General features: G+C 60.2%; 6 protein-coding genes. 1 reads left to right on the plus strand and 5 read right to left on the minus strand.

The annotated features are described in order from the left end of the window. The 5 genes from ABFY71_RS18605 to ABFY71_RS18625 form a co-directional block, all read right to left on the minus strand. A partial coding sequence (locus ABFY71_RS18605) for a HAMP domain-containing protein (protein WP_347947362.1) occupies positions 1-1,567 on the minus strand: 1,567 nt, incomplete at its 3' end. A gap of 257 nt (positions 1,568-1,824) precedes the next feature. Continuing rightward, positions 1,825-2,214, minus strand: coding sequence for a response regulator (locus ABFY71_RS18610; RefSeq protein WP_056233086.1), 390 nt, complete (start codon positions 2,212-2,214; stop codon positions 1,825-1,827). Between the two features lie 115 nt (positions 2,215-2,329). Continuing rightward, complete coding sequence (locus ABFY71_RS18615) at positions 2,330-3,379, minus strand: protein-glutamate methylesterase/protein-glutamine glutaminase (protein WP_347947363.1); 1,050 nt, start codon at positions 3,377-3,379, stop codon at positions 2,330-2,332. Beyond that, on the minus strand, positions 3,376-4,221 hold the full coding sequence (locus tag ABFY71_RS18620; protein WP_305580793.1) for a CheR family methyltransferase: 846 nt from the start codon (positions 4,219-4,221) through the stop codon (positions 3,376-3,378). Before ABFY71_RS18620 ends, ABFY71_RS18615 begins: the two co-directional genes overlap by 4 nt. 262 nt (positions 4,222-4,483) lie before the next feature. Then, positions 4,484-5,074, minus strand: coding sequence for a chemotaxis protein CheD (locus ABFY71_RS18625; protein ID WP_347947364.1), 591 nt, complete (start codon positions 5,072-5,074; stop codon positions 4,484-4,486). Positions 5,075-5,238: 164 nt separating this feature from the next. Between ABFY71_RS18625 and ABFY71_RS18630 the strand changes: the two genes are divergently transcribed. Then, entirely contained in the window at positions 5,239-5,592 is a 354-nt protein-coding gene (locus ABFY71_RS18630) for a hypothetical protein (protein WP_347947365.1), read from the plus strand. Positions 5,593-5,728 lie beyond the last annotated feature (136 nt).

The raw sequence follows: 5,728 nt of genomic DNA on the forward strand, positions 1-5,728 counted from the left end.
TGAGCTTGGCAAAGGCCCCCTCATAGTCCCCTTCCATCCGCTGCGTCAGATCGGTATTGGCCAGGGCAGCCAGCACCTCACCCGTCTCGCTCACCCCACGATTGACCGTCGCGACCAGATTGTTGACCGAACGCGCCAGGGTGTTGAGCTCGTCATCAGGAAATTCGGCGCCCACCTGCTGGCTGAAATCGCCGGCAATGGCGGCGTCCACCACGGCACCAAAGGCCCGTTGCAGATCCTGCATCATGGCGGCTCGATCCGCCTGGCTGGCAATGATCTGGGCGGCTTCCGCCTCGGTCATCTGCGCTACCTTGAGACCATTCTCGCGGAACACCTCAACGGCACGCGCCATCGCGCCGAGCTCGTCCGTGCCGTCAGCGCCGCGCACCTCGATATCAAGGTCGCCGTCAGCCAGCGCCTCCATCGTCGTGGTCAGTCGGCTGATCGGCCGGCTGATGCTGCGCGAAAAGAAGTATCCGACAAGTGCCGCAATGGCGAGCAGGGCCCCGCCCACCAGCAGGATCATGTTGCGCATATTGTCGACCGGCGCAAACACCTCGTCCTGCGGCTGCACAGCAGCGACCGCCCAGGTCACGCTACCGACGCTGACCGGGCCGGCATACACCATCATGGGCTTGCCACGATAATCGGTGCTGGTGCCTTCTCCGGACTCTCCGGCTACGGCGCGCGCAATGACCGCCGAGGTGAGAGGAGTCTGCAGCACATCAGGCGCATCGGTGCGCGGTGACTCGGTGCGCAGCAGGCCATCCGCCCCGACCACCACCACTTCGCCGCTTTCGCCAAGCCCCGACAGGGCCGAGATCCGCGTACTCAGTGCATCGGTCGAAATGGCGAACACCATGACACCGGACTTTTCGTCCTTGTCATAGACCGGCATCGCCATGAAGCTCTCGGCACTGCCAGTGGGGGCATAGGTCGAATAATCGACAAAGGCCGCCTGGCCATCATCGAGACCCTTGGCAATCGCAAAGGCCTGCCCCAGCCCGGTCGCGGCCATCGCCGCATCAGTGACGACATTGGTTGCAAAGTCATCGTTCTTGGCCACCGAATAGACGACGTCGCCCGCGGCACTGATGAGCAGGACGTCGGAATAATCGCGCTCCTGCATCAGCGTGCGGAAACCGGGATGGTAGCGCTTGTGCGGCGCGTCATAGGATGCGCCCTTGCCATTGGCGCTGTCCAGCGCCGCGCGGTTCTCTGGATCGGGGTTGTCGGTAATGTAGGCTGACCGCAACTGCGCGGCAGCGCGCTCAGCAAGGCCCATCCGCAGTTCATCAAGCGACCGGGTGAGGTTCTTCATGGCCGCCGCAGTGTCCGAACGCTGCACGAACAATCGTAGATCGACCTCAGCGCTGGTGTAATAGTCGCTGACCAGCGAGACGGCGGTGGTCAACGACGCCGCCACCGATTGGCTGCGCTGCTGCTGCACCGTGTTCAGTCCGATGAGATAGCTCGCAATGCCAACCCCAGCCCCCACCACCAGGGCGGAGCCGACCAGCACCAGCGGTAGCTTCTGGGCGATCTTCAGTTGCGGTAGAAATCCCATCAAACACTCCAGCTTTCATGCGGACCACCGTTCCCACCCGCTCGAAATATGGGCGAATGGCTGCATTATGTTGCAGCTAGAAGTGCGGTGGTCGTCCCCCTCATTTTCGGCCGAAGCCGACTGTGCAAACGATACATGTGGCAGCTTAACCACTCGTTACAGGCAAATTCCCGCCACCCCAACGGAGCAGGACCAGGCCTGAAAACGAAAATGGCCACCCGAAGGTGGCCTGGTATCGCAGTCGGCATCGGCAGCTGTTAGCTCAGCGCCCCGATCACCGCCTCGATACGCTTTTTCATCGTCGATGCGTCAAATGGCTTGATGATGTAATTGTTCACGCCGAACGAAATCGCCTCCTTGACCTGTTCCTTGTCGGAACGGCCAGTCGCCATGATGAATGGCATGGCTTGCGTGCGCGGATGCTTGCGGATCACCTTGAGCAAGGTCAGTCCATCAATGTCTTCCATGTTCCAGTCGGAAATGATCAGGTCGACATTGGATTTCTCCAGCTTGCCCAGGGCATCGCGGCCGCTCTTGGCCTCAATGATGTCCTTGAAGCCAAGTTGGGTAAGGATGTACTTGCAGATACCGCGCATGGACTGCTGATCATCGACGATGAGAACACTGACTGCGCTGGCTTTAGGCATGGTCGAATTCACCTTCCTGGTGCCCGGGAACTGACGGTCCCGGTCTTTGAAGAAACACTAGGCAAGAAGCGTTACAAATCTCTCAATCACCGCACTGCGATTGTACAAGCTGGCTTCATGCTGCCGATTTGAGCCGTACCAAGGCGTTAGCCAGACGGCCCGCAATATCTTCCACCGGTGCCTGTTCCATAACGGCACCCTCTTCGAAGGCCACGCGCGGCATGCCATAGACCAGGGCCGATGATTTGCTCTGCCCCACAGTATAGGCGCCGGCATCGCGCATCAGCTTGAGACCACGCGCACCATCACGTCCCATGCCGGTCAGGATCGCCCCCACCGCCAGGCTTCCAACCGCCTTGGCAACCGATTCAAACAGGATATCGACGCTGGGCCGGTGGCCCGAGGTCAGCCCATCCTGGGCCAGCCGGCATTTCAGCTGTCCCGACGAACGCTCGACGCGCAAATGATAGTCGCCCTTGGCGATGTAGGCGTGGCCAGGCAGCAGGACCATGCGGTCATCAGCTTCCACCACGGTGAGCGCACAGAGTTCATCGAGACGCGCGGCGAACCGGGCAGTGAAGCCAGACGGCATGTGCTGGGCGATGACAATGGGCGGGCAGTCGGCGGGCATCTGCGTCAGCACCGTGCGGATGGCTTCAACGCCGCCCGTCGAGGCCCCAATGGCAATCAGTGCCCCATGGGGACCCGCTGCGGTCTTGACCGCCATTTTGGGAACCTCGGCCCGCGAGGCCGAGCGACCCCGCACGTCGGACTTGGCCGCCGCGCGGATCTTGTCGCGCAGCCCCACGCCAAACGCCTCGATGCCGCCGGCAAATTCTGCGCTCGGCTTGGCAACAAAGTCCACCGCGCCCAGTTCCAGCGCCAGCAGTGTTTCGCTGGCACCCTTGGTGGTCAGCGTCGACACCATGACCACCGGCGTCGGTCGCAGGCGCATCAGTTTCTCGAGAAACTGCAGCCCGTTCATATTGGGCATTTCAATGTCCAGCGTCACCACGTCGGGGTTGAGCTGCTTGATCTTCTCGCGCGCATCGATCGGATCGGTAGCCGTGGCCACCACTTCTATATCGCCATCGCGCGACAGCATGCGTGTCAGCACCTCACGAATGAGCGCCGAATCATCAACGACGAGGACCTTGATGCTCATGCTGCCTCCCGCTTGTTCAGTTTGAGCTTGGATTGATAGATTGTCTTGCCCACCAAGCGGAATCCGTCGCCACCCGAGCCCAGGTTTTCCGAATGGCCGATATAGAGAAAGCCCTCAGGCGCCATCAACTGGCTGAAGCGGCCGAACACTTCGCCCTGCGTGGCCTTGTCAAAATAGATCGCCACATTGCGGCAGAAGATGGCGTCGAATGGCCCCCGCATCGGCCACGGGCCAATAAGGTTGAGCGGTTTGAACGAGACGAGCGCCCGAACCGCATCGGGTATCCTGATGGTGCCATCGCCGGGTCGCACCAGCGGCGCCGCCCGTTCATGCGACAACCCGCTCAACTCGCTTTCGGGATACACCCCATGCGCCGCCTTTTCGAGCACAGCCGTATCGATGTCGGTGCCCAGGATCTTGAAGTCCCAGCGCTTGAGGTCGGGGAACGCACCCAGCAGATCCATACCGATGGTATAGGGTTCCTGCCCGGTCGAGCAGCCCGCCGACCAGATGCGCAGGCGGCTGCCGCGTGGCTTGGTCGCCAGCAGCGTCTGCACATGCTTGCGCAGATGGTCAAAGTGATGGTCTTCGCGATAGAAGCGGGTCAGGTTCGTGGTCAGCGCGTTGACAAAATCCTGCCCATTCTGGGCCGATCCGCCGCGCTCCAGAAAGTCGACATAGGCATCAAAACTGGGCAGGCCCAAATTGCGCACGATCTTGGACAGCCGGGAGATGACCAGTGTCCGCTTCGCGTCGCTGAGCGAGATTCCTGCGACCTGATAAACCCGGCTCTTGACCCGCGCAAATTCACGTTCGCTAAGGGAAATTTCCCCTTGTTCCATGCCGCCCATCCCAATTGTCCCGACCGCCCGTTTTGGGCACCCGTTTAAGCGTTCGCCCCACGTCAATCGCCCGGTCAACCGACTCAGCGTCGACACGCCCCCGATTGAGGGTTGGGCCATAGTGGGGCTTGCATTACTTAGATTGCGTAAATGCGCCCCCAGATCGGCACTCATTTTTGAAAGTCTTTGGATTGGCCAGCCTCATCGGCGCTGCGTATTCGCAAAGACTGGTCCTTTTCGTCGACCGCCGCCGCGCCGATGACTAGAACAATTCGATGTCGGTTATTGGTGCCGGAATGATCACGTGGCGCTTGGCGAGCGCAATTTCTTCACGGGCCACATTGGCACCGGAGGCATTGTCGAGTCGTTTCACGAAGGCGCGGCCAGAATGCGGTTTGAACAGCACGCGTCTGGCATAGTTGCCACCCACGTCCTCGCTGACCGAAACATAGCCTTCAGCAGCCAGGAACTCATGCACGAAATCAATGTTCTTGCGCCCGACATCATCAAGCGCCGCATTGATCTTGCCGCCCCCAAACACCTTGATTTCCAGATTCGACTTGCGGCCGCTGCCCTGGCTGAGAACCTTGTTGATCAACTGCTCCATGGCGAAGGCGCCATATCGTGCCGAGGCACCATAGCGGTCCTTGGCGGCACCCGACTGCTCAGCCAGCAGGAAGTGATTCATCCCCCCGACATTGGCAACCGTGTCGCGAACGCAAGCGGAGATGCACGAGCCCAGAACGGTGGACAGGGTCAGGTCCACCGCGTTTGAAACGTGGCAGTCGCCCTGATGAACCGTCGTAACCACGCCACGATCAAATTCGGGAGGTAATGCATTCACCAATGTCATCTAGCGCATTCAAACCCGAGTACCGTCAACGAATCCACCCTAGCGCCAGACTCGTTAGCCGATTGCTAACTACGTCGACCATGGACGGCACAAGACCGGTGTTTTGCAACAACTGCTTTAGGAATGTCAGGGTATTCTGCAGCCCAAGGCTAGGATCACATTGTATGTCACTGCACAAACTCGCCAAAGAACTCGACGAGACCGCGCGCCAATCGGCATCGATGCTGGAAGGCATTGCCGAGGCGCTGGAAATTCTTTCAGACAGCAAGCTGAACAAGGACGCATCGGTCCGCGACGCCGTCCAGATGATCGTGATCGCCTTGCAGGGCCAGGATCGCATTGAGCAGCGATGCCACAATCTGGCATTGGCAACGCGTCAGTTTGCTCTGCTGCCTGCCTCAACGCCCGAAAGCGTGTTTGACGAGATCTGGTCGAGCCTGTCACTTGACGAATTGCGCTTGCCCGCCCTGTCCGGCGTCGCTGCCCATCAAAATCACGGCGAAGTCGATCTGTTCTGATCGGCGCCGCCTGATCGCTGCTGCGCGCTGCAGGCCGACCGCTACGGTATGGCTGATCTGGATAGTGATCCGCTCTCGGCCCGAGGCTGTGTGAAAACTCCCGATTATGCTATGATCGGGCACTGCTTCGGAGGTG

The organism is Devosia alba (genome assembly GCF_039938915.1).
GTDB lineage: Bacteria > Pseudomonadota > Alphaproteobacteria > Rhizobiales > Devosiaceae > Devosia > Devosia alba.

What these genes read in the sequence shown, in the direction of transcription:
- ABFY71_RS18620 (WP_305580793.1), bottom strand. Translation starts at nt 4,221, where the DNA reads ATGGAACAAGGGGAAATTTCCCTTAGCGAACGTGAATTTGCGCGGGTC.
- ABFY71_RS18625 (WP_347947364.1), bottom strand. Translation starts at nt 5,074, where the DNA reads ATGACATTGGTGAATGCATTACCTCCCGAATTTGATCGTGGCGTGGTT.
- ABFY71_RS18615 (WP_347947363.1), bottom strand. Translation starts at nt 3,379, where the DNA reads ATGAGCATCAAGGTCCTCGTCGTTGATGATTCGGCGCTCATTCGTGAG.
- ABFY71_RS18630 (WP_347947365.1), top strand. Translation starts at nt 5,239, where the DNA reads ATGTCACTGCACAAACTCGCCAAAGAACTCGACGAGACCGCGCGCCAA.
- ABFY71_RS18610 (WP_056233086.1), bottom strand. Translation starts at nt 2,214, where the DNA reads ATGCCTAAAGCCAGCGCAGTCAGTGTTCTCATCGTCGATGATCAGCAG.